The following is a 23,070-nucleotide window of genomic DNA, read 5'->3' as shown; positions in this document are numbered from 1 at the left end:
GGGGACGGCGTGGCGGCGGGCGCGGGACCGGCGGCGGGCGCGGGTCCGGGTGCCGGGGCGCCGGGCGTGCTCACCTCTCGTCCCGAGGCGGGTTGATGTAGTACACGTTGCCCGCCACGTCGTCCCGGCCGACGGCCTTGGCCCCCTCACCGACGGCGAACTGACTGTTCGTCACATCACGGGCGGTGAGCTTGGGCGGCGGAACCGTGCTCCCCGAGTCGGTTCCGCCGCCGGCTCTTCCCGCTGTGCCGCCCAGCGCGGAGGCTCCCCCTGTCGCTCCGCCGGGCGGCTCCCCCGGATCCGCGGGAAGTCCTGGTGGCGCCGCGTAGCCGGGTACGGTGACCCAGCCGCGGCGCGGTTCGCCGTGCTTGGTGACGAAGTCGGCCGGCAGATAGGCCGCCGGGTCGATGCCCGGGTAGCGGCCCAGCACGACCGCCGTGTGGACGCTCTCCGACACCACGAGCACCAGCTGGGCCCGCCGCGCCTCGGCGAGCACCCGTTTGACCGGGCCCGCGTCCACGAGCCGGGCCAGGTCGTTGATGGCCGTACCGGTCCAGCGCTCGCCCTGCCGGATCACGAGCCCCTGGTTGAGGCCGACCCGCAGCCGCATCCGGTGGTCCTCGTTGTACTTCGCCCGGTGGGCCAGCAGTGCGTCCTCCAGTCCGCGCTGGAGTTCGCGCAGCAGCCTGGTCGGGCTGGTGCCGATGGGGACCAGGATCAGCATGCCGTCGCCGCGGTCCTGGACCGGGCAGTCGGCGAGACCGAGTCCGGCCCGGCCGAGCGCGAACCCGACCACCTCGTACAGCTCTTCGTGCAGGGTGGCCTGGGCGTTCTCCGGGCGCAGGCTGAAGTCCTCGATGTCGAGCAGCACGATCCAGTAGCTGAAGGGGTCCGGCGACATCATGGCTGTCCTCCTGTGCTCCGGCAGGACCACTAGCCCTCCGGCGGTTCCATGCAAAGGCCTGGCATCAGCAGCGTCTACGCCAACTGGCGCACAGCGTGGCCGATTTGGCACATCACCATGTTTTCGGACATGACAGCACACCAGTGGATAAGAAGTCCCATGACGGATTCATGTGTTGGACGACCGAGCGGGGGAACGGAGACCCTGTGCGCCAATGGCCTGTACCTCCAGGGCTGTTGCTGGGCGCGGCGCTCGCGCTGGCGGGCCTGCTCCTGGCGACCGTCCTCACCCACGACCCCCAGGACACGGCGACCCTCCGTTCCGCGGCCCCCCGTTCCGCCACCCCCAGCGCCCAGCCCCAACCCCCGTCCCCGGTACCGGCCTTGTGGCCGACGCCCCGGAGCGTGCACGTGGCCAAGGGCTCGGTCCGGATCGGCGGGAGCGTGGCCCTGCACTCCGACACCGGGACGGACGCGGCGACGCTGGACTCCGTGGCCCGCACCCTCCGCGAGGCAGGCGTCCACCAGTTGCGCTACGGCGACCAGCCGCAACAGGACGAACTCCTGCTCACCATCACCTCCGAGCCCCTCAGCACGTCTGACGAAGCGTCAACAGGGCTGCGTGCCCGCTGGCACGACACCGACCCCCCGTCCCGCCTGACCCCGCTACGCACCCTGGTCCGCCGGGCCACCGGCAACCACATCACCTTCGTCTACGCCCTCCCCCCGGCCCCACCGTCTACTGCCGAACATTTGTCCAGTGATCCACCTTTCAGGGTGGAGGTGTAGGGCATCCTTGCCATAGCGGCCCGGAGGGGCGCGGCATCAGGGCTAGGGTCGCCTTGTCGGACAACGGAGTTGTCCGACCTACCGCCGGACGGGCGGAAAGTAACGCCTGTGGAGGCCCATGTAAGACCAACTCCCGCAAGGGAGCGGGCAAGGGCCTGTGAAGCAGGAACCCAAGGTGGCACCGCGTAGCGGTGCGGACCGGAATCGTCTGTGTTCACGCAGACGAGGGCGTCAAAGCTCCCCCGCCGACATGGCGGCCCTCACCCGCAAGTTCCGGCAGCTGTGGGATCTGGGGGTGCGCGCGTTCGCCGTGCCCCTCGACGACATCGACATCAGCCGCTGGAACTGCGCCCGGGACCGGACGGCGTACGGCTCCGGCACGGCCGCCGTGGCCCGGGCACAGGCCGATCTCCTCAACCGGGTCCAGCGCGGGTTCCTCGGCACGCGCAAGGGTGCGGCGCCGCTGATCACCGTGCCCACGGAGTACACGGGGTCCGGCACCGGCGCGTACAAGAGCACCCTCGCCGCCCGGCTCGACCCGGCCGTCACCGTGATGTGGACGGGCGCCAAGGTCGTCTCCCCGACGCTGCGCACCGCCCAGGCCCGCGAGGCCCGTCGCACGTACGGTCACCAGGTGCTGGTCTGGGACAACTACCCGGTGAACGACTACACGCCGGGCCACCTCCTCCTAGGCCCCTACGAGGGCCGCGACCGCACGCTTGCGGGCGTGGTGAAGGGCATCACCGCCAACCCGATGAACCAGGCCACGGCCTCCGCCCCGGCCCTGTTCTCCCTGGCCGCCTACACCTGGAACCCGGCGAAGTACCGCCCCGAGGCCGCCCTGGACGCGGGCCTGGCCACCCTGGCCGCCGGCGACACCCGCGCCCTCACCGCCCTGCGCGCCCTCGCCGACGTCAACCGCGCCTCACGCATCAACGGAGTACAGGCCCCCGAACTGGCCGCGCTGACGGCGGCGTACTGGCGGGGCGACGCCGGCGCCGCGAAAGCCCTACGGGCCCGGCTGACGGTCCTGGCCGGGGCCGAACACGGTCCCGGCCGCCCTCCGTACCTCGGCGGCACCCTGGCTGGCCTGCGCGGGCGAATGGGCGAGGGCCGCGCAGGGCGCGATGGCCGTCCGAGAGGGCCAGGGCAGCCGCTCCGAGGTCCGGGCCCTGCGCGACGCCGCCCGCGCGCACACGGTCGTCGACTGGCAGGGCCGGAAACGCGAGGTGAAGGTCGGCACGGACGTCCTGGACACGTTCGTGGCCCGCGCGCTGGGCGGAACGTGAGAGGGCGCCCACCGAGGATCCGGCGGGCGCCCCCCACACGTACAACTCCGTACCACCGCGCACTACTTGTTCAGGTACGTCCAGAACTCGTCGAACGACAGGAGCTTGTCGCCGTCGAGGTCGCGGGAGGCGATGATGACCTCGGCCACGGACTCGGTGACGTTCCAGTCACCCTCCTGCGCCAGGGCGGACTTGAACTCGGCGGCCGTGATGAACCCGTCACCGTTCGTGTCGATCCGCTCGAACTGCTTGCGTGCTTCCTCGATGTCCGCCACCGGGACCCGCCCCTTCATGTACGTACCTGCTGACGAGGTCAGATTAACTGGCCAGGTGGGCGCGTAGCGCCGCGACCACCCAGGTGAACTCCTCCCGGTGCGCGGCCAGCGGTTCCCGGCCTTTCACGGCGAGCAGCAACTCGCGGTAACGGGCGACCGTGTCGTTCGTCGACGACTCCAGGCGTACGAGTACGTCGGCGGGGTCGGCGTCGCCCAGTATGTCCCGCACTACGTCCTCGGCCTCCGGGTCGTCGGGGGCGATGCCCCGCTTCCGGGCGTCGACCGCGAGCCTCATCATCCGCTGCGCGAACCACAGGGAGGAGCCGTCCGCGGTGTCGTGGCCGCGGTCGGCGGCGTTGAACTCGGCGACCGCCCGCATCCGCGCCCGGAACTCCGGGTCCCGCAACAGCTCGGCCAACTCGACCCAGGCGTCGACCTGTTCGGGCGTGGGGTCTTCGGGCAGGTCGGTGGCGATGGTCCGCATCCGCTCACGAATCACCGGGTCCGCCGCGTCGAGGCCGTGGAACATCTCGTCCACGAACTCCTCCAGGATGCGTTTGCGTTCGGCGGCCGACAGCCGCGCCAGTTTGTTCATCAGCGTCATCTCCTCCGCGGTCGAACCGCGTCTCGCCACGGACGACAGCACCGCACGGGTCACCTTCAGCGTCCGGATCTGCGCGTCCAGCGCCGCCACATGCGCGGCGGCCACCTCCGCGACCGTCGTCTCCCCGGCCAGCACCGCGCGTACGTGGTCCAGGCCGAGGCCCAGTTCGCGCAGGGTGCGGATCAGTTCGAGGCGGGCCACGGAGCCGGCGTCGTACAGCCGGTAGCCGCCGGACGACCTGGTCACGGGCGGCAGGGCGCCCTCGTCGGACCAGTAACGGATGGTCCGTACGGTCAGTCCGCTGGCCCTGGCCAGTTCGCCGATGGTGAGATGTCCGGTGCCGTCGTCGATCATGTTCGCGAGTCTGGGCCTTCCAGTGGGTGGAGACTCAAGAGGCCGGGAGGGGCACTGTGGGGGAAACGCTGAGGGACATTCTCGACGGCGTCGCGCGGGGCGTCTTCCCGCCGCCGGACGGCCGTACGACCATCGTTCCCCAGGCCTGCCACCGCGACGCCGGAGTCCTCGCCTTCACCGCGCACGCGGTCGTCTTCACGGACGAGGACCCGGACTGGGTACGCCGGACCCTGGCCGGCGTCGACAGCGACGCGCTCTCCGCGCCGATGAACCCGCGCTTCCTGGCCGCCCTCATGGACCGTACGGGCCGCACGAACGAGACGATCGATCTGCTGGCCGTCGCTTCTCCGCTGCCGGGTGAGCCGTCGTTGGCGTTGTCCGAGATCGACGATCCCGGTCATCACCGGGTCGCCCGGGCGCACAAGCACCGGGACGACGTCCGGGTGTGGGCGGCCGACGGTGGCGTGCTCATCCTGGGGCGTGGGGTCGCGGGGCGGCTGGAGGCCGCGGTGGAGGTGGCGGAGGGGGTACGGCATCGGGGGCTGGGGCGGGCCCTGGCGAGTGCCGCGCGGCAGCTGAGCGGTGGGGAGGTTGTGTGGGCGCAGATGGCTCCGGGGAACGCCCGCAGTGTGCGGGCGTTCCTTGCGGCGGGGTTTGTGGCTGTGGGCGGGGAGGCGTTGCTCCTCGCCCAGTGAGGGGGTTGTGCCTTGGCCGCGGGCCGGTGGGGGCTGGTCGCGCAGTTCCCCGCGCCCCTTTCGGGCGCCCCTTCGGGGCGCTCCTCAATCGCTCAGTGCCAGGCCTCGTAGTGGGGGTTGCTCTCGCAGGCGCTCATGATTTCTACCTTTGTCGTCTTGTTGACCGGGCAGACGCCGATGATGTACTTCCGGTCGATTCCGCCGGGGAAGGCGACCTCGACCTGGTCGGCCCATTTGTGGGTGTCGCCGATGGTCTTGTTGACGTCCACGCCGCCCGGGGCGTCGATGTAGTAGTTGTAGCCCGACTTCCACCACGTCTTGTACAGGTCGTGGTCGTACGTCGTGGAGACGTACGGGGAGGGCTGGTTGACCAGGACGTACTTCTCGATGTCGTACTGGCCGTTGATGACGTCCCTGGGCTTGAGGCCCTCCGCGAAGATGACCTCCGGGCCGCGGCCGTCGCTGCGGTAGAGGGTGCCGCAGGTCTTCCGCCAGACCGGCTCGGGCGTGATGCGGTCGACGTCGACGCGGCGGTCGACGGCGGCCTTGACCGGGTCGTCGAACTGGGGGCAGGCAGGAGCGGCTTTCGGGACTGTGGCGGCCGAGGTCGCGAAGACGGCGGCCAGGGAGAGGACGATGGCAGCGGTCCGCCGCCGCAGGCGAGTGGTGATCATGCATGCACCATCTCGGGTCTGCGGCGACGGACCGGGGACCGTCACTCGATCGGCGGCGTGTCAGCCGACAGGCCGGAGGTCGGTCAACTCGTCGCGGATCAGCGGAAGATGCCCGTGTGGCCGAGCGAATAGCGGCCGGGCTGCGGGTAGACGGCGAGGCCGTGCGGGCCGCTGCCCACCTTGATGCGGGCCAGCTGCTTGCCGGTCCGGGTGTCGATGGCGTACACCTCGGCGTCGTAACGGCCGGACAGCCAGAGGACCTTGCCGTCGGCGGAGACACCGCCCATGTCGGGGCTGCCGCCGTCGGGCAGGTGCCACTTCTTGGTCAGTTCGCCCTTCTCGAAGTCGAAGACGGAGACGCTGCCCTCGCCCCGGTTGGAGACGTACATCTCGCGGGAGTCGCGGCTGACGTACAGGCCGTGGGTGCCCTTGCCGGTGGGCAGGAGGGTGGGCCGGGTGAACTTGTCGCCGTCCAGGACCCACATGCCGTCGGCCATCATGTCGGCGATGTAGAACCGCTTGCCGTCCGGCGAGATCTTGACGTCCTGCGGCATCGCGCCCTCGTAGGGCAGCTTCTGCTGCGCCACGACCTCCATCTTCTCCGTGTCGACCTTCAGCAGTTCGCCGCTGAACTCGCAGGACACGATGAAGTACCGGCCGTCGAGGGAGAAGTCGGCGTGGTTGACGCCGTAGCAGCTGACGGGCTCGGTCTTGACGGTCTTCATGGTGTGCGGGTCGCGGAAGACCAGCTCGCGGTCGAGGGAGGCCATGACGACGGCGTACTTGCCGTTGGGCGTGAAGTAGAGGTTGTACGGGTCGTGGACGTCGACCGGCTTGCCCGCCTTCCCGGTCTTCGGGTCGATGGGCGTGAGGGTGTGGCCGCGGTTGTTGTTGACCCAGAGCGTCTTCAAGTCCCAGGAGGGGACGACGTGTTGGGGCTGGCGTCCGACGTGGATCGTCTCGACGATCTCGTACGTCTTCGGGTCGATGACGGAGACGGTGTCGGACTCGGTGTTGGGCACGTACACGCGGGACGGGAAGTCCCGTACGACCGGGGAGAGTTTGTTCGGCCGGTCGGCGGCGTAGACGTCACGGGGGTGGAGGACGGGCGGCATCCCGGGGAGGCCTCGGACGACCGGTTCGGCGGGCGCGGCGGGTTTCACCGGCTTGACCGCGCCGAGGGTCCGGTTCGGCTGCTCCCGGGTCTCGGTGCCGCAGGCGGTGAGTCCGGCGAGGACGGTGAGGGCGGCTCCCGCGACAAGCGCGCGGGCGACAGTGGTCTTGGTGGGGGGCATCAGCTCAGCAGCTCCGTGGTGGTCACCGCGTGCAGGCCGCGGCGGTCGAGTTCGTGCAGGAGACCGGGCAGCGCGGCGACCGTGTCCGCGTACCCGAAGTGCAGGCTCACGATCGATCCGGCGCGGACGTCGGCCATGACATTGCGTACGACGGCGGGGGCGCCCGGCGAGGTGAAGTCGAGGGAGTCGACGTCGTAGGAGAGGACGTGCGGGTAACCGGCCCTACGGGCGAGCCGTTCGACGAGCGGGGAGGCGAGGGCGGCGCGCGAGGGCCGGAACCAGGTGCCGATGGACCCGGTGAGCGTCTTCAGCCGCTCGGCGCACCCCCTGATCTCGGCCTCGGCGTCCGCCTCCGGCATGGCGTTGATGTCGAGGTGCCGGAGCGTGTGGTTGCCGAGTTCATGGCCGCCGTCGAGGACGCGGCGGGCGAGCCCGGGATGGGCGTCGAGCCAGGTCCCGACGGCGAACACGGTGACCCGGGAGCCGTGTTCCTCGGCGGCGGAGAGCAGCGCGTGCGCGGTGGCGGGGTCGCCGTTGCCGTGGAAGGTGAGGGCGACCCGGGGTCGGTCGCGGGGGCCGTGGAGGATCTGGGCGGGGTAGCGGAGGAGGGGTGCGGGAGCGGGGGCGGGGGTGGACGTACGGGATGAGGGGGCGGCGGGAGGAGCGGCGGCACCGCCGGGCGCGCACCCGGTGGTCAGCACCCCCGAGGCAACGATCCCGGCGCCCGCACGCAGCACCGCCCGACGGTCGGTCGTGGTCACCCGCACCATTTAAGGGGGGTTGGGGTGGAAAACGGGCGATTAGCCCGATCGGCGGCCCGCCCACACAGTCGTACGGCGGCCACACACGCGGCCTACCTGTCGGCGACCCGCATCTCGAACCACGTCGTCTTTCCGCGCGGCAGCAGGTCGACCCCCCACCGGTCGGAGAGCTTGTCCACCAGCATCAGCCCCCGCCCGCTGATGTCCATCTCCTGGACCGGCATCAGACACGGCAGCCCTCGCGAGGGGTCGCGGACCTCCACCCGGATCCATCCCCGGCGCCGGCGCATGTGCAGGCCGAAGACTCTCGCGCCGGTGTGGCGCACGGCGTTGCCGACCAGTTCGGAGACGAGCAGGACCGCGTCCTCCGTCATCTTGGGGGTGAGCCCCCACTGACGCAGCACGACGATCTGGGCGAGGCGGCGCGCGGTCGCGGCGGACTCGGGGCGGGACGGCAGCCGGATCTCGCGCTCTGTGGGGTTTCCGAACAACTCGAACGCCTTGAGCGCCCGTTCGTCCTCGACCGCAGGCGACCACCGCGCTGCCGTCGCACGGGCGTGTCCCCGCGGCTGTTCCATGCCCTCCAGCCCCGCCATGCCCCCATCATGGCCGCCCGAACCGGCCGCCGGGGCCGTTCCCGAGGAATACGCTCCCCGGAATGAGTCATTCCGATTCGATCCTCTGACATATGCCAGAGGCATTTCGTTGGGGGGTAAAGCCCCTCCCACCTGCGACGGAAGCTCACTTTCGGGCAAGCGACAGGCCCCCTCGACAAGACAGGCTTAAGGTTGGGTTAAGGCTCCCATAAACCGCCCTATCGAGGGACCTGGAATCAGACATCGCGTCAACTGCAAGCACTTTGACCGAACTTGAAGAAGTCGGCCGGAGTCAGCGGGAGTCAGAGAAACTTCGCCTTGCCGGGGCCTTCCTCCACAAAGCTCCGCATGCCGATCTCCCGGTCCTCCGTCGCGAACAGGCCCGCGAACCAGCTCCGCTCGATCGCGAGCCCGGTCTCCAGGTCCGTCTCCAGCCCCGCGTCGATCGACTCCTTCGCCGCGCGCAGCGCGATCGCCGGGCCCTGCGCGAGCTTCGCCGCCCAGGCGTGCGCCTCGGTGTAGACATCGGCGGCCGGTACGACCCGGTCCACCAGACCGAGCGACAGCGCCTCGTCGGCCTTGACCATCCGGCCGGTGAAGATCAGGTCCTTGGCCCTGGAGGGGCCGATCAGCCGGGACAGCCGCTGCGTACCGCCGGCGCCGGGGATCACGCCCAGCAGGATCTCCGGCTGGCCGAGCTTCGCGTTGTCACCGGCGATGCGGTAGTCGGCGCAGAGCGCCAACTCGCAGCCGCCGCCCAGCGCGTAGCCCGTGACGGCGGCGACGACCGGCTTGGGGATACGGGCGACGGCACTGAAGGAGTCCTGCAGGTCCCTGACCCGCGCGACCATCGCCGCGTGGTCCATGGCCTGCATCTCCTTGATGTCCGCACCGGCCGCGAACACCTTCTCCCCGCCGTACACGACGACCGCCCGTACGTCGTCCCGACGGGTGGCCTCCTCCGCGAGTTCCTTGAGACGGTCCTGGGTGGCGACGTCCAGCGCGTTCATGGGCGGACGGTCCAGCCGGAGCGTGCCCACACCTTCGGCGACTTCGAGATGCACAGTCATGGAGGCAGGTTAACGGGGACTAACGACAACGGGCCCGGTGCTGTCAGTCACACCGGGCCCGCAGAACGTCGTAGAGAAAAAAGGAGAGGCTACGCCTTCCACTTCTCCCAGGACATGTTCCAGGCGTTGAGCCCGTTGTCCGGGTCGACGATGCGGTCGTTGGAGTTCTTCACGATCACCACGTCGCCGATCATCGACCGGTTGAAGAACCAGGCTGCCGCGATCTTGCCGTCATAGCCGCCGCGTACGTCCCGCAGGCCGATGCAGCCGTGGCTGGCGTTGTAGTTGCCGAAGGCGCTCGGCGCCCAGTAGTTGCCGTGGATGAAGGTGCCGGAGGTGGTCAGGCGCTGGGCGTGCGGCACGTCCTTGATGTCGTACTCGCCGCCGTAGCCGACCGTCTCGCCGTTCATCCGGGTCACTTCGAGGCGCTCGGTGATGACCATCTGGCCGTTCCAGGTCTCGTAGCCGGGCGCACCGGTGGTGACCGGGATGGTCTTGATGACCTTGCCGTCCCGTCGTACGACCATCGTCTTGGTCTTGACGTCGACCGTGGAGACCTGACTGCGGCCGATGGTGAAGGAGACCTGCTTGGCCTGCTTGCCGTAGACGCCGGGGCGTCCCTCCACGCCGTCGAGGGCGAGGGAGACCGTGACCTTCGTACCAGGCTTCCAGTACTTCTCCGGGCGGAAGTCGAGGCGGTCGTTGCCGAACCAGTGGCCCTCGACGTCGACGGCCGGCTCGGTCTTGATCGTGATCGCCTTCTCGACGTCCTCGGGGGACGTGATGCCCCGGCTGAAGCTGATCGAGAACGGCATGCCCACGCCGACCTTGGAACCGTCCTCGGGCGTGAACGTACCGATGAACGTGTTCTTCGGGGTGAGGGTGGTGAAGGAGGACTCCTCCGCCGCCGTACGCCCCTCGGCGTCCTTCGCCACGACGTGCACCTTGTACGTGGTCGACGCGGTGAGATGCGTCGAGGGCGCCCACTTGGTGTCACCGGCGGTCAGTGTGCCCTCGACCGGGTTGCCCTTGGCGTCCTCGACCTTGACCTCGGTCAGCTTGCCCTTGGTGGCGCTGACGGTGAGGGCGCCGTTGGTGTCCACGGACTTGGCGCCGTTCTTGGGCGCGATGCTGACGACCGCCTGCGACTGCCGGCTCTGCGCGGTGGAGGTTTCCTTGCCCTTCGGCTTGGCGTCGTCGGCCCCTGAGCCCGAGTCGCCGCCCCCGCTGCACGCGGTGACGGCGACGAGCAGAACTCCGGCGAGCAGTGCCCCCGTTGCCCCCGATATTGGTCGCGCGTTCAAGCTTTCTCCCCTCCCGTGGCCTGGTCAGGCCCACTTCCCCGGCGCGTCCCGCGCACCCCGGCGCATATTAACCACAAGGTCACACCCCCCGGCGGCCCTGAAAGGTCACTGTTCCGTCCCAACATCATCGGATTGTCGGACCCGACTGTTTACGTCGATTCAGTGACCGTTACGTCCCTCAACCGACCGCTACTTCAGGGCACCGCCCGCTTTCCACTCCTTCCAGCCCATGTTCCATCCGCCGAGCCCGTTGTCGGGAGCGACCTTCTTGTCATTGCTATGGACGACTTCAACGACGTCACCGATGAGGCTCCGGTCGAAGAACCAGCCCGCCGGACTGTCCGAACTGCCGCCCTTCACATCCCGCAGCCCGACGCAGCCGTGGCTGACGTTGGTGTTGCCGAAGGCGTCCGGCGCCCAGTAGTTGCCGTGCAGGAAGGTGCCGGAGGTGGTCAGGCGCATCGCGTGCGGCACGTCGGGGATGTCGTACTCCCCCTTGCCGTCCTTCTTCGTGAAGCCGACCGTGGCGCCGTTCATCCGGGTCAGTTCCAGCATCTCGGTGACCACCATCTTCCCGTTGTACGTGGTGGTCTTGGGCGCCCCCGCCGTGATCGGCACCGTGGCGAGCAGCTCGCCGTCGCGCCGTACCTGCATGGTGTGCGCGGCGGCGTCGACCAGGGAGACCTGGCTGCGGCCGACGGTGAAGGTGAACGTCTTGTGCTGGATCCCGTACACCCCCGGCGACCCCTCGATGTCCCGCAGCCCCAGCTCGACGGTGACCTTGGTCCCCGGGGCCCAGTACTCCTCGGGGCGGAAGTCGAGGCGGTCGGCGCCGAACCAGTGCGGGCGGATCTCGACGGCGGGTTCGGCGGTGACACGGACGGCACGTTCGACGGCGGCGCGGTTCCTCAGTTCCCGGTTGAACTCCAGGGACACGATCATTCCGGTGCCGACGGTGGCGCGGTTCTCCGGGGTGACGTATCCGATGAACCGCTCATCGGGCACGTACGTGGTGAAGGTCGTGTGCCGGGCCGAACGGCGTCCGTGGGCATCTAGGGCCACGACGTCGACCGTGTACCTGGCGGCCAGCGCGAGCCGCGCGTCGTCGGGCCGCCAGGACAGCCCGTCGTCCGCGATCCGCCCGGCCACCTCCGACTCCTGCGCGTCCTGCGCCTTCACGACCTTCACCGATTCCAGGCGCCCGCCGGGCACCCGTACGAGAAGGGGGTTGTCGGGGCGCACGGCACGGCTGCCGTCGTCCGGGGAGACGCGGATCACGTCCTCTCGTCCCCGGGGTTTCCCGAACACCGAGTCCGTCCCGCCCACCCCCTCCGAAGTGCAGCCGGCGGCTCCGGCCAGCAGTCCTGCCCATGTCAGTACGGCGGCCAGCCCGGCCCTCGCGCGCCGAGCGCGCCCAGTTACGTGCCTCACGCAGGACCCAACGACGCGGCCCGCCCTGGGGAAACGTGAGTGCGAGCCATGCTCTGGGCAGAACAGGGGGGAGAACGACGCGACAGGACGCCTCGGCCGGGACGCCACAGCCCCTGTACCCGCTTCGTTCCACTCGTTCCACGAGCCGCAGGAGGCGGAGAGGTGTCCAGCGCAGCCGAGGAGAAGGCGGTGGCGGATCAGCGCGCCGTCGAGGAGAGGCACCCCGCCGCCGTATTGCCCGACACCGACACCGTGCTGAACGGCGCACCGCGCGCCGCGCTGCCCGCCGTGCCTGTCTGGCCGGGGACCCCGATGCCATTGGGCGCACGTTTCCGCACGGGCCCGGACGGGGTGTCGGGCACCAACTTCGCGCTGTGGGCGGGCGGGGCGGAGTCGGTGGAGCTGTGCCTGTTCGGCGAGGTGGAGGAGGGCGCGGGCGAGGTGGAGACCCGCGTGCCCCTCACCGAGCTGACGCACGAGATCTGGCACGGCTTCGTGCCCGGGGTCATGCCGGGCCAGCGGTACGGCTACCGCGTGCATGGCCGCTGGGACCCCTGGACGGGCGCCCGCTGGAACCCGGCGAAGCTGCTCCTGGACCCGTACGCGCGTGCGGTGGACGGCGACTTCGACCTGCCTCCCGAGGTGTACGGGCATGTCCGCGACTGGCCCCAGCAGCAGGTCACGGACACCGTGCGCGACGACCGCGACTCGGCGCCGCACGTCCCGAAGGGTGTCGTCGTCCACGACGACACCACCGACGACGAGTGGGAGGACGACCGGCGCCCGAAGACCCCGTGGGCGGACTCGGTGATCTACGAGCTCCACGTGAAGGGTTTCACGAAACTCCACCCGGGCATCCCGGAGGAGCTGCGGGGCACGTACGCGGGCCTGGCACACCCGGCAGCGATAGAGCACCTGGTGCGGCTGGGCGTCACGGCGGTGGAGCTGCTCCCTGTCCACCAGTTCGCGCACGAGGACCACCTGCTGCGCCGGGGCATGAAGAACTACTGGGGCTACAACTCGATCGGCTACTTCGCCCCGCACGCCGGGTACGCGGCGACGGGTACGGCGGGCCAGCAGGTCGGCGAGTTCAAGCGCATGGTGCGCGCGCTGCACGCGGCGGGCATCGAGGTCATCCTCGACGTGGTCTACAACCACACGGCGGAGGCGGACGAGCGCGGCCCGACCCTGTCGCTGCGGGGCATCGACAACAGGGGCTACTACCGCCTGCAGAACGACGCACGCCGCTACACGGACTACACAGGCTGCGGAAACACCCTCCACGTGGTCCAGCCGCACGTACTGCGCCTGATCACGGACTCGTTGCGGTACTGGGTGACGGAGATGGGGGTGGACGGCTTCCGCTTCGACCTGGCGGCGGCCCTGGCCCGCTCGATGCACGACGTCGACATGCTGTCCCCGTTCCTGGCGGTGATCGCGCAGGACCCGGTGCTGCGGCGGGTGAAGCTGATCGCGGAACCGTGGGACGTCGGCTCGGGCGGCTACCAGGTAGGCGCGTTCCCACCCCTGTGGACGGAGTGGAACGACCGCTATCGCAACGCGGTACGGGACTTCTGGCGGGGCGCGCTGCCGGACGTGCGGGACCTGGGATACAGGTTGTCGGGATCGAGCGACCTGTACGCATGGGGAGGCCGACGTCCCTACGCCTCGGTCAACTTCGTGACGGCGCACGACGGTTTCACCCTGCGGGACCTGGTGTCGTACGAGCGGAAGCACAACGAGGCCAACGGCGAGGGCAATCGGGACGGTACGGACGACAACCGCGCCTGGAACTGCGGCACGGAGGGAGAGACGGACGACGAGCAGGTGGCCGCGCTGCGCCGCCGCCAGCTGCGCAACCTCCTGACAACTCTGCTGCTGTCGACGGGAGTTCCGATGCTGGTGGCAGGCGACGAGTTGGGCCGTACGCAAGGCGGCAACAACAACGCGTACTGCCAGGACAACGAGATCAGCTGGGTGGACTGGAGCCTGCTGGAGGACCCGGGCTGGCGGGCGCTCACCGAACTGACGGCCCGCCTCATCGAGTTGCGCCACCGCCACCCCGTACTGCGCCGCCGGGCGTTCTTCTCCGGCCGGGCCCATTCGGCCGACGGGCTGCGGGACCTGGCCTGGTTCACCGCCGGGGGCACGGAGATGACGGAACGGGACTGGTACGCGCCGGCGGCGACCCTGGGCATGTATCTGTCGGGCCGCGACATCCCGGGCCGCGACGCCCGGGGCGCTCCGATCATCGACGACAGCTTCCTGGCGGTCCTGCACGCAGGCGATGCCCCGACCAACTTCACGCTGCCGGGGGCACCTTGGGCGGAACGGTACGAGGTGGTCGTCGACACGTCGCGGGAGGAGCAGGGGGAGGCGCCGGGGGTGGGGTATCTGGCGGGGGAGGAGATCAGGGTGGCGGGGAGGGCTGTGCTGTTGTTGCGGGTGGTGGGGTGAGGGGGTGCGTTTTCGGGTGCGGGTGCGTTGTGGCTGGTCGCGCCCACGCGGCGGAGCCGCAGATCAGTACAGCCTCGCGCCCCTGGGTGGGTGAAGCCGGCCCCCGTTGACGAGTTCGGGGGTTGAGCGGCCGACGGATCGCGGTCGATGTCAGCCTCTCGCGGTGTGCTGGAGCAGCGCCGGGACGAACACGTCCCACAGTGGCTTCGGCAGGTCGTGTCCGGCGCCCTCCAGGATCAGCAGGGTCGCGCCGGGAATCGTGTCGCGCAGGGCGTGGCCGTGCGGGAGGGGGAAGACCGGGTCGTGGTCGCCGTGCACCACCAGGGTCGGCGCCCTGAGGGAGGCGAAGTCGCGGGACGATCCGTCGAAGGACATCGCGTAGTGGTTGACGAGGGTGGCCGCAATGTCGCGGGTGCGGGCCACGCCCCGCTCGACCAGCGTGCGGGTGGCCCGCTCGTCGAAGTGGGGCGAGCCGCCCGCGTACGCCTTCGCCGACGCGACGACGTAGTCGACCACCGCGCCGGGATCCGCGGGGTCCGGATCGGCGGGAGTGGTGCCGGCCAGTTCGTCGGAGGGCGGCGGGAGGCCGTCATCGCCCGTGGACGTGGAGACGAACGTCAGTGACTCCACCCGGTCGGGGTGGTCCACCCCGATGAGGAGCCCGATTCCGCCGGACATCGACCGGCAGACGATGTGCGCGCGCTCGACGTCCAGGGCGTCCAGGATGCCGAGCGCGTCCCAGGCCAGGTCGGTGTACGAGTAGCCCGGCCGCCCGGGCGGGTAGCTGGTGGACCGGCCGGTGTCCCGGTTGTCGTAGCGGATCACGAACCGGCCGCCGCGCGCGATCCGTTCGCACAGCTCGGTCTCCCACCACAGCATCGAGGCGGCCGCACCGTCGATGAGCAGGATCGCCGGGTGCGCGGGGTCTCCGAAGGTCTCGACGCACAGCTCCACATCGTCGACCCCGACGAGCTTCTCGTGATCGGTCATGAACGCCACGCTAGACCCGCGAGGCCAGCCGCCGTTCCAGGCCCGCCCGGCGGTCCGGCCATTCCTCCGCCGTGATCGAGAAGATCGCGGAGTCCCGCAGCCTGCCCTCCTCGCCCGGGACCCAGGACTGGGACCAGTTGCGCAGTACGCCCTCGAAGTGGGCGCCCGTTCTTTCGATCGCCGCACGGGAGCGGGTGTTGCGGGCGTCCGTCTTCAGGTCTACGCGGGCCACCTGCCAGGTCTCGAACGCGTGCCGGAACAGGAGGTACTTGGCCTCGGAGTTCAGGCCGGTGCGCTGGGCCGAGGCCGCGAGCCAGGTGTAGCCGATCTCGATCGCGCACAGGCCGTCGCCCCTCGGCCACAGCCTCGGTTCCCAGTAGGCCGTGGTTCCCACCGCGCGCCCCGAGGCCCGGTCCACCTGCGCGTACGGAGCCAGCATTCCGGCGGCTGCCCGGGCGTGCTGGGCGTCGATGTACTCGCCGACCTCCGCCGCCCTCGGTACCGAGGTGAAGCGGTACGAGCCGCGGTCCTCCTCCGCCGCCTCGGCCAGGTCCGGTGCGTGGCGGTGGTCCAGGGGCTCCAGGCGTACGCGGGAGCCCTCCAGAACCGGTCCGGCAAGCTTGAAACTCATTGATCACCCGTCCAGCGCGGCACGACGTCGTCGGTTCCGTAGCGTTCCAGAACCGGTGCCTCGTGTCGCGCGAATTCCGTGCCGGTTCCGGTCCGTGGACACCTTCTTGACGCCCCTGTCGTCACCCTGGCACCGTCCATGACCATGAGGAACTCCGCCGGTCTCCGCCGCGCGCACATCGCGCTCGTGGAACGGCGTCATGTCGACCTGTGCCGGCAGTCCAGCGCCATCTGTCGCTGAGCCCACGGTCTCTCCCTCGTTCCCTTTCCACCTCCCTTAGGTGTCCCCTTCGTGGGCCCCCTCTGCCCTGAGGAACCTCCGCATGCCCGAAATATCCCGTCGTACGTTCGGTGGTCTCGTCGGTGGCGGTGCCGTCACCGCCGTTGCCTCCGCCGGTACGACTCCTGCCGCTGCCGCCGAGCGTCCGTTCCGGGCCCGTACGGCCGGACAGCACGGCAGACGCCGTCCCAACCTCCTCGTCATCCTCGGCGACGACCTCGGCTGGGCCGACCTCTCCTCCTACGGCGCCCCGCACATCAAGACGCCCAACCTGGACCGGCTCGCCCGGCAGGGGGTCAGGTTCACCGATTCCTACTCCGGGTCCGCGACCTGCTCGCCGACCCGGTTCAGCCTCTACACCGGGCGCTATCCGGGGCGTACTCCGGGCGGGCTCGCCGAGCCGATCGCCAACAGGACGCAGGGGCTCGACCCCGAACACCCCACCCTCGCCTCCCTGTTGAAGAAGGCCGGCTACTCCACCGCGCTCATCGGCAAGTGGCACTGCGGCTGGCTGCCCGACTACAGCCCCACCAAGTCCGGGTGGGACGAGTTCTTCGGCAATCACGGGGGTGTGCTGGAGTACTTCTCCAAGCTCGGCCAGCTCGGCGACCACGACCTCTACGAGGGCGACGCCGAGTATCAGGACCTGCGGTACTACACCGAGGTCCTCACCGAGCGGGCCGTCGAGTACGTCGGGCGGGACCACGGTGACAAGCCCTGGCTGCTCAACCTCAACTTCACCACTCCGCACTGGCCGTGGCTCGCCGAGGGCGACGAGGAGACCGGTGCCGAGATCGCCGCGAAGATCCGGGCCGCCAAGACCCAGGCCGAGATCAGCAAGGCCCTCAACCACTACGACGGCGGCTCCGTCGAGAAGTACACGGAGATGGTGCAGAGCCTGGACGCGGCCGTCGGCGAGGTGCTCGCCGCCCTGCGCCGGTCGGGGCAGGAGGAGAACACGCTGGTGTACTTCGCCAGCGACAACGGCGGTGAGCGCTGGTCGTACCTGTGGCCGCTGAGCGGTGAGAAGTTCGTGCTCCAGGAGGGCGGCATCCGGGTACCGACCATCGTGCGCTGGCCCGCCGGGATCGACGGGCGCCAGGTCAGCCACGTACCCAACTTCTCCCCCGACTGGACGGCGACCTTCCTGGAGCTGGGCGGTGCCCGGCCCGACCCGGCCTATCCGCTGGACGGCCACAGCCTCGCCGGGTATCTGCTGCGGGACAAGGAACTGCCCGAACGGGACCTGTTCTGGCGGGTGCGGGCCAATCGGGCGTTGCGACGCGGGGACTGGAAGTACTACCAGGACGCCGCCAAGACCGACCACCTCTACAACCTGGCCGCCGACCAGCGTGAGCAGGCCGATCTCGCCCCGGACCGGCCCGAGTTGCTCGCGGAGCTGAAGGGTACATGGGAGGAGATCGCCAACGGGCTTCTGCCGTACCCGAGTTAGCCGAGGCGGCCGAACCAACCGGCCGAACTAGCCGAGAATCCCTCGCTGGTACGCCGTCGCCACCGCCGCCGCGCGATCCTTCACGCCCAACTTGCCGTACAGGTGGGTGAGATGGGTCTTCACCGTGGCCTCGCTGATGAACAGGACGCGGGCGATCTCCCGGTTCGACGTGCCCTTGGCGACCAGGGCAAGGACCTCGCGTTCGCGGGCGGAGAGGGGCTCGTTGCCCGGCGTGCGGACGGCCGAGACCAGGCGGGAGGCGACCGCCGGGGAGAGGACCGTACGGCCCTGGGCGGCAGCCCGTACCGCCGTGAAGAGTTCGTCCCTCGGGGCGTCCTTGAGGAGGTAGCCGGTCGCGCCCGCCTCGATCGCGGGGAGGGTGTCGGAGTCCGTGTCGTACGTCGTCAGGACGAGGACCTTCGCCCGGGCGCCGTCGCGGGTCAGCGCACGGATGGCCGCCACGCCTCCCCCGCCCGGCATGCGCAGGTCCATCAGGATCACGTCCGGGTCGAGGGCGGTGGCCAGGCGTACCGCCTCCACGCCGTTCGACGCCTCGGCCAGCACCGTGAAGCCCGGCGCCGACTCGAACATGCCGCGCAGACCGTCCCGTACCACCGGGTGGTCGTCGACGATCAGGAGGGTGATGGGCAGGTCAGCTGTCATGGGGGACCAACGGTACGCGTGCCGAGACCGCCGTGCCGTGGCCCCGCTCCGACTCCAGGGTGAGTGAGCCCGCGATGCGTTCGGCGCGGGCGCGCATGCCGTCGAGGCCGAAGCCGCCGGTGCCGGTGCGTTCGCGGACCGCGAGCGGGTCGAAGCCCTGGCCGTCGTCGCGGATGTCGAGGATCACCTCGTCGCCGAGGTAGGTGAGGGTGACGCCGACCCGGGTGGCGCGGGCGTGCCGGGAGGCGTTCGACAGGGCTTCCTGGGCGATGCGCAGGAGCGTTGCCGCGAGTTCCGCGTGGAGCTGCTCCGACGCCCCGGTGACCGTGAACTCGGCGCGTACGCCCGTCCGTTCGGACCACTCCACGACCGTCTTCTTCAGGGCTTCGGGCAGCCCGTCGTTCTCCAGGGCGACCGGCGCGAGGTTCTGTACGGAGCGGCGGGCCTCTCCCAGGCTGTGGCGCGCCAGCTTCATGGCGCGGTCGATGTGCTCGCGTGCCAGGGTCCGGTCGGGGGTGTTCGTCACCACCTGGAGCTGGGCGATGATCCCGGTCAGGCCCTGGGCGATGGTGTCGTGGATTTCGGCGGCCAGCCGGCGCCGTTCGTCGGCGACGCCCGCCTCCCTTGCCTGGAGCAGGAGTTGGGCGTGCAGGGCCGCGTTCTCGTCGAGGGCCTGCTGCAACGCCGTGTTGGTGCGCTCCAGTTCGGCGATGGTGACCGCCCGGTCGCGGGAGCGCTGCTCCTGCTGCTGGGCGACATGGCCGGCCAGCCCCAGCATGGCGGTGTTCGTCAGCAGCATCACGCCGAACAGCGGCCACTGGACGACGCTGTGGAAGGGCATCCCGCCGGCCTGCGTGCCGGCCACCACGACGGCGGTGGCGAAGAGGCCGAACCGCTGCCGCCACAGTCCGACGATCGTCTCGTCGCTGTCGAAGTAGCCGGTGGCCGCGTAGAACCCGAAGAACGGGTTGATCCAGGTGAGGGCGAAGGAGATCGCCCAGCGCAGACCGTAGTAGACGGTCCCGCGCCAGGACGGGGTACGGGGGCCGCGGCGGGGCCCGTGCCACAGCTGGAGCAGCACCGCGGCGAGCACAAGTGCCCCGGCCGTGTACCACTCGGCGGCGCTCCCCACCAGCTCACTGGCGACGACCGTGAGCAGGCTGGAGACGGCGAGCAGCGTGTAGACCCCCCAGGTGTGGACCTGGTCCTGACGGTGCTCGATCTGGTCCTGGTCCACCGCGGTCATGTCCCCGGTCTGCGCGGTCATCCCCCCAGTCTGCACGGGCCCTCGCCCGCCCCCGCCTACTCCCACCGGAACCAGCGCGCGGCGCCCGCCGTCAGCAGCACCGTCCAGGCCACCAGCACGCCCAGGTGGTCCCAGCCGGGCCAGTCCCCCGCCGCCGCCTGGTTCAGCGCCTGCGCCGCCGCGCCGAACGGGGTGTACCCGACGATCCTGGCCAGCACGTCCGGCATGGTCTGCACCGGCGCCCACACGCCCGCGCAGAACATCGCCGGGAAGAACACGGCCGAGCCGATCGCCGCCGCGATCTTCGTCGAGCGGGAGAGAGCGGAGACGAGGGCGCCCAGGGCGAGGGCGGCCAGCACGGCCAGGATCAGGGCGAGGACGTAGCCGAAGGGCTGCTCGGGCAGTCGTACGTCGAAGGCCAGGCGGCCCACGACGAGGGCGGTGAGCGCCGACGCCAGAGCGGCACCGCCGTAGACCGTCATCTGCGCGGACAGCAGGGCGGAGGGACGGACCGGTGTGGTCGACATACGGCGCAGGATGCCCTGCTCGCGGTAGCCGGTGAGGGTCTGCGGCATCGACTGGAGGCCGCCCACGATCAGGCCGAGCAGCACGGCCACCGGAACGTAGGCGTCCACCGGGCGCAGGCCGTCGAAGGCCGGGTCGGGGTCCCGGAAGGACGGGATGGAGCCGAGGATCACCAGCAGGATGGTCGGGAACAGCAGGATCCAGAACAGCGCGCCCGGCTCGCGCCGGAAGAGCCGGACCTCGGTCCTCAGTACGGACGTACTGCTCATGCCGCCTCCTCCTTCGTGAGGTCGAGGAACGCGTCGTCCAACGTGGCGTCGGTGACACGGAGTTGGTGGGCCGTGACATGGCTGCGGGCGAGGAGGGTGATGACGGCGTTGACGGTCTCGTCGGTGCCGGAGAGGGTGACCCGGCCGTCCTTGTACTCGACCGACGCGAGCGCCGGAAGCGCGGTCAGGGCCTCCTCGGGCAGCGGCTCGGACGGGGTGAAGCTGATCACCGTGGCGCCCGCCGAGCGGCGGATCAGGCCGGCCGGGGTGTCCAGTGCCGCGATCCGCCCCTTGTCGATCACGGCGATCCGGTCGCAGAGCCGCTGTGCCTCCTCCATGAAGTGGGTGACCAGGAGGACGGTCACCCCGCTCGCCCGTACGTCCTCGATGAGCTGCCAGGTGTCCCGGCGGGCGCGGGGGTCGAGGCCCGTGGTCAGTTCGTCGAGGACGACGACCCGGGGGTTGCCGATGAGCGCGAGCGCGATGAACAGGCGCTGTTTCTGGCCACCGGAGAGCTTGCCGAACCTGGCGGTGAGCCGGTCGGCCAGGCCGAGGCGTTCGGCCAGCGGGCGCCAGTCGGCCGGGCGGGGGTAGAAGGCCGCGTACAGCTCAAGGGCCTCGCGGACGGTCAGTTTGGCCTGCAGCTCGCTCTGCTGGAGCTGGGCGCCCAGGACGCGGCTGGTGGCCTCGTGGTCGGTGACCGGGTCGAGGCCGGTGACCCGGACCCGGCCCGCGTCGGGCACCCGCAGGCCCTCGACGCACTCGACGGTGGTGGTCTTGCCGGCGCCGTTCGGGCCGAGGATCCCGAAGATCTCGCCCTCCTCGACGGCGAAGGAGACGCCGTCCACGACGGGCCGGCCACCGTAGGACTTGCGCAGTTCGTTCACTTCGATGACGGACATGGCATCAGGGTCGCGGCGCGGGCAGTGGCGGCACATCGGCCGACGCGCTCGTACCGGCATCAGCCGATCGGTTGATGCGGCCCTACGACCGACCGTACGACCTCTCGAACACGCAGGTCGTAGGACCAGCGCCCGACCCGATCCGGGTCAAAACTCGGTAGGCACTGTCAGTGGTGGTCCGTAGGCTCGCCCTTGATGCCCACGACACGTGCAAACACCAAGGAACCCGAAACCGCGAACAACCGTGGCCGTTCCGCCGTACGTACGCTGCTGCGCCTGTGGCCGTATGTACGGCCGGTGCGTGTACGGCTGTTCAGCGCCGCGTTCGTCGCCGCCCTCGCGTCGTGCATGGGGCTGGTGATCCCGCTCGTCCTGAAGTGGATGGTGGACGGGCCGATCGCCGACCGCGACTCGCGCGGGGTGTGGCTGGGGGCGCTGTGGCTGCTGCTGCTCGGGCTCGGTGAGGCGCTGCTGTTCGGGCTGCGGCGCTGGCTGGTGGCCCGGCCGCTGGCCGGGGTCGAGGCGGCGATGCGGGCGGATCTGTACCGGCGGCTCCAGCGGCTGCCGGTCGCCTTCCACGACCGCTGGCCGTCCGGACAGCTGCTCTCCCGGGCGACGTCCGACCTGATGCTGCTGCGTATGTTCCTCGCCTTCCCGCTGACGTTCCTGCTGGTCAACGCGGTGACGATCCTGGTCGGCGTGATCATCATGCTGATCCAGGACTGGTCGCTGGGGCTGGTGATCCTGGGGCCCGCCATCCCCGTACTGATCGTGTGCATCGTCTTCGAGCGGCGCTACCACCTGGTGGCCCGGCGGGCCCAGGACCAGGTGGGCGACCTGACGACGGTCGTCGAGGAGAGCGTGCTCGGCATCCGGATCATCAAGGGGTTCGGCCGGCACCGCAGCCAGGCGCGGGCCTTCCGCGAGCTGGCACGGACCCTGCGCGGCACCGAACTGCACAAGGCCCGGCTGCTGTCGTCGATCTGGGCGGTGATCGTCACGCTGCCGGAGCTGGCGATCGGAGCGGCACTGGTGCTGGGGACCGTGCAGGTGGCCGACGGCGACCTGTCGGCAGGCACCCTGGTCGCCTTCCTGTCGACGGCCCTGGCCCTGCGCTGGCCCGTGGACTCCATCGGCTTCCTCCTGGCAATGAGCCAGGACGCGGCAACGGCCACGGAACGCTACTTCGAGGTGATGGACGAGGAGCCGGAGGGAGCAGGGGAGGCGGGGAGCAAGGTGGTCCCCGGCGCCGGTGCACATGGTGCGGCCGACGGGCACGACGGCGCCCCCGAAGGGGCGCGGGGAACTGCGCGACCAGCCCCCACCGGGCCCGCAGCCAACAACCCACAAACCGGCGAAGCCACACCGCCGCGCCCAGGCGCGCCCGACACGGACAACACAACCCGCACGCCCGGCACCCCCGATGCCCCCGCCAGGGCCGACGGGCACGCGACCCCCAACAGCCGCCACGGCGCCCCCGAAGGGGCGCGGGGAACTGCGCGACCAGCCCCCACCGGGCCCGCAGCCAACAACCCACGAACCGGCGAAGCCACGCCGCCGCGCCCGGACGGCCTCGCACCCCATCTGCACGCCACCCGCGACGTACTTCTCGGTC

The 23,070-nt window shown here is 70.4% G+C and carries 22 protein-coding genes and 1 pseudogene; 7 read left to right on the top strand and 16 right to left on the bottom strand.

Annotation, left to right across the window (positions count from 1 at the left end; all coding sequences use genetic code 11):
• Window positions 1-70: 70 nt before the first annotated feature.
• Complete coding sequence (locus ACWCRB_RS40060) at window positions 71-904, bottom strand: hypothetical protein (RefSeq protein ID WP_451000772.1); 834 nt, start codon at window positions 902-904, stop codon at window positions 71-73.
• A gap of 206 nt (window positions 905-1,110) precedes the next feature.
• On the opposite strand from ACWCRB_RS40060, the gene ACWCRB_RS40055 reads away from it, so the two are divergent.
• Window positions 1,111-1,692, top strand: coding sequence for a hypothetical protein (locus ACWCRB_RS40055; protein ID WP_451000771.1), 582 nt, complete (start codon window positions 1,111-1,113; stop codon window positions 1,690-1,692).
• 157 nt (window positions 1,693-1,849) lie between these two features.
• Window positions 1,850-2,587: pseudogene (locus ACWCRB_RS40050) on the top strand (beta-N-acetylglucosaminidase domain-containing protein); the annotation flags it as partial.
• 456 nt (window positions 2,588-3,043) lie between these two features.
• Here the strand turns inward: ACWCRB_RS40050 and ACWCRB_RS40045 are convergent.
• Both ACWCRB_RS40045 and ACWCRB_RS40040 read right to left on the bottom strand, forming a co-directional pair.
• On the bottom strand, window positions 3,044-3,256 hold the full coding sequence (locus ACWCRB_RS40045) for an EF-hand domain-containing protein (RefSeq protein WP_235479883.1): 213 nt from the start codon (window positions 3,254-3,256) through the stop codon (window positions 3,044-3,046).
• Between the two features lie 43 nt (window positions 3,257-3,299).
• Entirely contained in the window at window positions 3,300-4,214 is a 915-nt protein-coding gene (locus ACWCRB_RS40040; RefSeq protein WP_451000770.1) for a MerR family transcriptional regulator, read from the bottom strand.
• A 56-nt stretch (window positions 4,215-4,270) separates the two neighbouring features.
• On the opposite strand from ACWCRB_RS40040, the gene ACWCRB_RS40035 reads away from it, so the two are divergent.
• Window positions 4,271-4,909: a GNAT family N-acetyltransferase gene (locus ACWCRB_RS40035; protein ID WP_451000769.1), complete on the top strand. Its 639-nt coding sequence runs from the start codon at window positions 4,271-4,273 to the stop codon at window positions 4,907-4,909.
• A gap of 92 nt (window positions 4,910-5,001) precedes the next feature.
• Here ACWCRB_RS40035 and ACWCRB_RS40030 read toward each other — a convergent pair whose 3' ends face one another.
• The 7 genes from ACWCRB_RS40030 to ACWCRB_RS40000 form a co-directional block, all read right to left on the bottom strand.
• Window positions 5,002-5,583, bottom strand: coding sequence for an ADP-ribosyltransferase (locus ACWCRB_RS40030; protein ID WP_451000768.1), 582 nt, complete (start codon window positions 5,581-5,583; stop codon window positions 5,002-5,004).
• Between the two features lie 98 nt (window positions 5,584-5,681).
• Window positions 5,682-6,878, bottom strand: a complete 1,197-nt coding sequence (locus ACWCRB_RS40025) for a YncE family protein (RefSeq protein WP_451000767.1) — start codon at window positions 6,876-6,878, stop codon at window positions 5,682-5,684.
• Complete coding sequence (locus ACWCRB_RS40020) at window positions 6,878-7,648, bottom strand: polysaccharide deacetylase family protein (protein ID WP_451000766.1); 771 nt, start codon at window positions 7,646-7,648, stop codon at window positions 6,878-6,880. Before ACWCRB_RS40020 ends, ACWCRB_RS40025 begins: the two co-directional genes overlap by 1 nt.
• An 83-nt stretch (window positions 7,649-7,731) precedes the next feature.
• On the bottom strand, window positions 7,732-8,235 hold the full coding sequence (locus ACWCRB_RS40015) for an ATP-binding protein (RefSeq protein ID WP_451000765.1): 504 nt from the start codon (window positions 8,233-8,235) through the stop codon (window positions 7,732-7,734).
• A 302-nt stretch (window positions 8,236-8,537) separates the two neighbouring features.
• On the bottom strand, window positions 8,538-9,305 hold the full coding sequence (locus ACWCRB_RS40010) for an enoyl-CoA hydratase/isomerase family protein (RefSeq protein WP_451000764.1): 768 nt from the start codon (window positions 9,303-9,305) through the stop codon (window positions 8,538-8,540).
• An 89-nt stretch (window positions 9,306-9,394) separates the two neighbouring features.
• On the bottom strand, window positions 9,395-10,609 hold the full coding sequence (locus ACWCRB_RS40005; protein ID WP_451000763.1) for a L,D-transpeptidase: 1,215 nt from the start codon (window positions 10,607-10,609) through the stop codon (window positions 9,395-9,397).
• 189 nt (window positions 10,610-10,798) lie between these two features.
• Window positions 10,799-12,040, bottom strand: a complete 1,242-nt coding sequence (locus ACWCRB_RS40000; RefSeq protein ID WP_451000762.1) for an Ig-like domain-containing protein — start codon at window positions 12,038-12,040, stop codon at window positions 10,799-10,801.
• A gap of 162 nt (window positions 12,041-12,202) precedes the next feature.
• On the opposite strand from ACWCRB_RS40000, the gene glgX reads away from it, so the two are divergent.
• A complete protein-coding gene (glgX, locus tag ACWCRB_RS39995; protein WP_451000761.1) occupies window positions 12,203-14,497 on the top strand; it encodes a glycogen debranching protein GlgX in 2,295 nt (764 codons plus the stop codon).
• A 150-nt stretch (window positions 14,498-14,647) separates the two neighbouring features.
• Here the strand turns inward: glgX and ACWCRB_RS39990 are convergent, their stop codons facing one another.
• Window positions 14,648-15,487: an alpha/beta fold hydrolase gene (locus ACWCRB_RS39990; protein ID WP_451000760.1), complete on the bottom strand. Its 840-nt coding sequence runs from the start codon at window positions 15,485-15,487 to the stop codon at window positions 14,648-14,650.
• A gap of 10 nt (window positions 15,488-15,497) precedes the next feature.
• On the bottom strand, window positions 15,498-16,118 hold the full coding sequence (locus tag ACWCRB_RS39985; protein WP_451000759.1) for a GNAT family N-acetyltransferase: 621 nt from the start codon (window positions 16,116-16,118) through the stop codon (window positions 15,498-15,500).
• Window positions 16,119-16,256: 138 nt separating this feature from the next.
• Here ACWCRB_RS39985 and ACWCRB_RS39980 point away from each other — a divergent pair, with 138 nt between their 5' ends.
• Both ACWCRB_RS39980 and ACWCRB_RS39975 read left to right on the top strand, forming a co-directional pair.
• On the top strand, window positions 16,257-16,358 hold the full coding sequence (locus ACWCRB_RS39980) for a putative leader peptide (RefSeq protein WP_451000758.1): 102 nt from the start codon (window positions 16,257-16,259) through the stop codon (window positions 16,356-16,358).
• 82 nt (window positions 16,359-16,440) lie between these two features.
• Complete coding sequence (locus ACWCRB_RS39975) at window positions 16,441-17,850, top strand: sulfatase family protein (protein WP_451000757.1); 1,410 nt, start codon at window positions 16,441-16,443, stop codon at window positions 17,848-17,850.
• Between the two features lie 27 nt (window positions 17,851-17,877).
• On the opposite strand, the gene ACWCRB_RS39970 is transcribed toward ACWCRB_RS39975, so the two are convergent.
• The 4 genes from ACWCRB_RS39970 to ACWCRB_RS39955 are packed head-to-tail and all read right to left on the bottom strand — an operon-like array spanning window position 17,878 to window position 21,455.
• On the bottom strand, window positions 17,878-18,513 hold the full coding sequence (locus tag ACWCRB_RS39970) for a response regulator (RefSeq protein WP_451000756.1): 636 nt from the start codon (window positions 18,511-18,513) through the stop codon (window positions 17,878-17,880).
• Window positions 18,503-19,759 (bottom strand): sensor histidine kinase, encoded by a 1,257-nt coding sequence (locus ACWCRB_RS39965; protein ID WP_451000773.1) that lies wholly within the window; start codon window positions 19,757-19,759, stop codon window positions 18,503-18,505. Before ACWCRB_RS39965 ends, ACWCRB_RS39970 begins: the two co-directional genes overlap by 11 nt.
• Before the next feature lie 56 nt (window positions 19,760-19,815).
• On the bottom strand, window positions 19,816-20,553 hold the full coding sequence (locus ACWCRB_RS39960) for an ABC transporter permease (RefSeq protein WP_451000755.1): 738 nt from the start codon (window positions 20,551-20,553) through the stop codon (window positions 19,816-19,818).
• Window positions 20,550-21,455: an ABC transporter ATP-binding protein gene (locus ACWCRB_RS39955; protein ID WP_451000754.1), complete on the bottom strand. Its 906-nt coding sequence runs from the start codon at window positions 21,453-21,455 to the stop codon at window positions 20,550-20,552. The genes ACWCRB_RS39960 and ACWCRB_RS39955 overlap by 4 nt, the downstream gene beginning before the upstream one ends.
• 195 nt (window positions 21,456-21,650) lie before the next feature.
• Between ACWCRB_RS39955 and ACWCRB_RS39950 the strand changes: the two genes are divergently transcribed.
• Window positions 21,651-23,070, top strand: a 1,420-nt coding sequence (locus ACWCRB_RS39950; RefSeq protein WP_451000753.1) for an ABC transporter transmembrane domain-containing protein, incomplete at its 3' end; no start/stop codon positions are given.

Source organism: Streptomyces sp. NPDC002156, from assembly GCF_053593675.1.
The sequence above is the reverse complement of the archived record's forward strand: the minus strand, read 5'-3'. Positions and strand labels throughout refer to the sequence as shown.

What these genes read in the sequence shown, in the direction of transcription:
- ACWCRB_RS40060 (WP_451000772.1), bottom strand. Translation starts at nt 904, where the DNA reads ATGATGTCGCCGGACCCCTTCAGCTACTGGATCGTGCTGCTCGACATC.
- ACWCRB_RS40040 (WP_451000770.1), bottom strand. Translation starts at nt 4,214, where the DNA reads ATGATCGACGACGGCACCGGACATCTCACCATCGGCGAACTGGCCAGG.
- ACWCRB_RS40030 (WP_451000768.1), bottom strand. Translation starts at nt 5,583, where the DNA reads ATGATCACCACTCGCCTGCGGCGGCGGACCGCTGCCATCGTCCTCTCC.
- ACWCRB_RS40025 (WP_451000767.1), bottom strand. Translation starts at nt 6,878, where the DNA reads ATGCCCCCCACCAAGACCACTGTCGCCCGCGCGCTTGTCGCGGGAGCC.
- ACWCRB_RS40020 (WP_451000766.1), bottom strand. Translation starts at nt 7,648, where the DNA reads ATGGTGCGGGTGACCACGACCGACCGTCGGGCGGTGCTGCGTGCGGGC.
- ACWCRB_RS40015 (WP_451000765.1), bottom strand. Translation starts at nt 8,235, where the DNA reads ATGGCGGGGCTGGAGGGCATGGAACAGCCGCGGGGACACGCCCGTGCG.
- ACWCRB_RS40010 (WP_451000764.1), bottom strand. Translation starts at nt 9,305, where the DNA reads ATGACTGTGCATCTCGAAGTCGCCGAAGGTGTGGGCACGCTCCGGCTG.
- ACWCRB_RS39990 (WP_451000760.1), bottom strand. Translation starts at nt 15,487, where the DNA reads ATGACCGATCACGAGAAGCTCGTCGGGGTCGACGATGTGGAGCTGTGC.
- ACWCRB_RS39985 (WP_451000759.1), bottom strand. Translation starts at nt 16,118, where the DNA reads ATGAGTTTCAAGCTTGCCGGACCGGTTCTGGAGGGCTCCCGCGTACGC.
- ACWCRB_RS39980 (WP_451000758.1), top strand. Translation starts at nt 16,257, where the DNA reads ATGACCATGAGGAACTCCGCCGGTCTCCGCCGCGCGCACATCGCGCTC.
- ACWCRB_RS39975 (WP_451000757.1), top strand. Translation starts at nt 16,441, where the DNA reads ATGCCCGAAATATCCCGTCGTACGTTCGGTGGTCTCGTCGGTGGCGGT.
- ACWCRB_RS39970 (WP_451000756.1), bottom strand. Translation starts at nt 18,513, where the DNA reads ATGACAGCTGACCTGCCCATCACCCTCCTGATCGTCGACGACCACCCG.
- ACWCRB_RS39965 (WP_451000773.1), bottom strand. Translation starts at nt 19,759, where the DNA reads ATGACCGCGGTGGACCAGGACCAGATCGAGCACCGTCAGGACCAGGTC.
- ACWCRB_RS39960 (WP_451000755.1), bottom strand. Translation starts at nt 20,553, where the DNA reads ATGAGCAGTACGTCCGTACTGAGGACCGAGGTCCGGCTCTTCCGGCGC.
- ACWCRB_RS39955 (WP_451000754.1), bottom strand. Translation starts at nt 21,455, where the DNA reads ATGTCCGTCATCGAAGTGAACGAACTGCGCAAGTCCTACGGTGGCCGG.